The sequence below is a fragment of the Psychrobacter sp. bablab_jr014 genome, assembly GCF_016464015.1.
Taxonomy (GTDB): domain Bacteria; phylum Pseudomonadota; class Gammaproteobacteria; order Pseudomonadales; family Moraxellaceae; genus Psychrobacter.
In genome coordinates, this window is record NZ_JACDXT010000036.1 from 1 (window position 1) to 2503 (window position 2503).

Sequence of the window (2503 nt, forward strand, 5' to 3'; positions counted from 1 at the left end):
CAGTTCACTATAAAATCGATACGATGAGATTAAACGCTATTTTTCGCAGCATCAAAAGACGTAGTCACAGCAAGCAAGGAAAATAGCGTTTAATCAAATGAATTTATTGTCCTGTATCGTTTTTATTTAGAGTTAACTATATCTGTGGCAAGGACTTTTTTAATACGCTGATGATAAAGACGCAGATAAAAGCAATTTAACGGCGTTTGGTCACTCGGTAAATGGCAACGTCTGCCAATAGGTTGGGCATTTCAGTAATCAAAGCACGCATCAAAGATGAGGGCATACGTCCTGAATCACTGACAGCGAAGCGATTGATAATCTCAATGTCATGCTGAGCGCACAGCAGTTCAAAGTCTTTAAAGGTACACAGATGAATGTTCGGCGTGTTGTACCATTCATACGGCAGTGCTTCAGAAACAGGCATCATACCTTTTAAGCCTAAATGCATACGGTTTTGCCAATGGGCAAAGTTTGGAAAGGTGATGACCGCTTCGCGACCGACACGCAGCATATCCAGCAGTAGCGTATCAGGCGATTTCACCGCTTGTAGCGCCCGCGCCATAATCACGGTATCAAAGCTATTATCAGCAAAGCGGGCAAGACCGTCGTTCAAGTCTTGCTCGATGATAGACAATCCATTACCGATGGCTTCGTTGATTTTGTCTTCGTCAATCTCTAGCCCGTAGCCTGTGACCGCAAAGTTTTGTTTTAAGTGAGCGAGCAGCTCGCCATTACCACAGCCTAAATCTAAGACGTGTGAGCGTGGTGCGACCCAGCGCTCCACGAGTTGATGATCCATTCTCACAAGGCATCTCCTTTGGGTTGTGTTGCATTGGCAGAGGTAGGCGCGTCTTTGGCAAAAAACGGCGCATTCAAAAAGCCTTTTACCGCGCCCATATAACGAGGAATGTCAAACAAGAACGAGTCGTGCCCGTGCGGGGCATCGACATTGATATAACTGACAGGTTTGCCTGTGGCCATCAGCGCGTTGACCAGCTCTTGCGAGCGCTCAGGCGAAAATCGCCAATCGGTGGTGAATGACACCACCAAATATTGGCACTGGGTATGCGCAAAGGTTGCCTTTAGATCGTTATATTCGCTCGCGCTGTCTGCTTGGCTGTCATCTGCGCTATGGCTTGGCTCAGTCAAGCTGTCTTCGCTAATGCTGCTGTGTCCGCGCGTGGGATCAAAGTAATCTAAAGCCTTGGTCATCAAGAGGTAAGTATTGGCATCAAAGTTTTTGCTAAAGCGTTCGCCTTGATAGCGCAGATAGCTCTCAACCTGAAACTCAACATCATAGCCGTACATAAACTTGCCTGATTTGAGGTCACGGCCAAACTTGGCACGCATGGCTTCATCGGTTAAGTAGGTGATGTGCCCGACCATACGCGCCAAAATTAGCCCGCGCCGTGGATAGGTACCCGCCTGCAAATAGCGTCCATCTTTAAAGTCAGGGTCAGAGAGAATCGACTGCCGCGCCACTTCGTTAAAGGCAATATTTTGCGCGGACAGCTTGGGTGTGCTGGCAATGACCACGCAGCGCTTGAGGCGCTCAGGATAATCAACCGACCACTGCATCGCCTGCATACCGCCCATCGAGCCGCCGACCACGGCATGCCACACCTCAATGCCGAGACGGTCAGAGAGCATGGCTTGAGTCTTGACCCAATCTTTGATGGTAATCAGCGGAAAATCAGGACCATAGACAGGCTGCACGGTTTCACCTGCCTCATTGACATAGCTGTCCGCTTCTGGATTGACAGACGTTGGCCCCGTTGAGCCGAAGCAGCTGCCGATATTGTTCAGACACACCACAAAAAAGCGATTGGTATCGATGGCTTTGTTTGGGCCAATCATATTGTCCCACCAGCCTGATTTTTTGTCCGCTTCGCTATAGTAGCCTGCCGCGTGGTGGCTGCCTGATAAGGCATGACAAATCAAAATGGCGTTGGACTTGTCCTCATTGAGCGTGCCGTAGGTCTCAACCATTAAATCAAAGGAAGGCAAGGTGCGGTTGCACTCTAATGTCAATGGCTCGGCAAAATGGTATAACGTAGGCGTGACGATACCCACTGACCCGCTATCGTGTGCGGGCGTATCCTCAAAATCACTAATCGTATCAGAACGGGTGTTCAAAACTACCTCACAAGACGATGGTCAATCATCACTAAATCAAAAAATGCCCAAACACGTATGCGTACCGCTGGGCTATGCTTGCCTATTGTAGGGCGATGCGCGCAGGAGTACAACCTTATGCACAGGGTTTGTCGATTGCCAGCGCGCTTTGGGTAGCAAATTGTATGACTGCTGTTTTTGCGCTCTAAAATAGAGGCATAAAATGCTAGACTAAGCCTCGATTATTAGGGCGTGTTGACCATTCGACCATGGCACTGACAGCGACTATTTTTTAGGCGATTCGAGGTTAAAAATAATAAGTTTAGTCATTCTAAGCGTTTATTTTTAACGATGAAGCGGCAAAAAAGAGTCCTGTCCCTGCGGG

2 protein-coding genes are annotated in these 2503 nt (G+C 48.3%); both read right to left on the reverse strand.

Features of this window, described 5'->3' with window-relative positions; translation table 11 throughout:
* Window positions 1-196: 196 nt before the first annotated feature.
* The gene (metW, locus tag JIE71_RS08885) at window positions 197-808 is read right to left on the reverse strand and encodes a methionine biosynthesis protein MetW (RefSeq protein ID WP_199508358.1); all 612 of its coding nucleotides are present in this window, start codon (window positions 806-808) and stop codon (window positions 197-199) included.
* Window positions 805-2118, reverse strand: a complete 1314-nt coding sequence (metX, locus tag JIE71_RS08890; RefSeq protein ID WP_199508359.1) for a homoserine O-acetyltransferase MetX — start codon at window positions 2116-2118, stop codon at window positions 805-807. Before metX ends, metW begins: the two co-directional genes overlap by 4 nt.
* Window positions 2119-2503 lie beyond the last annotated feature (385 nt).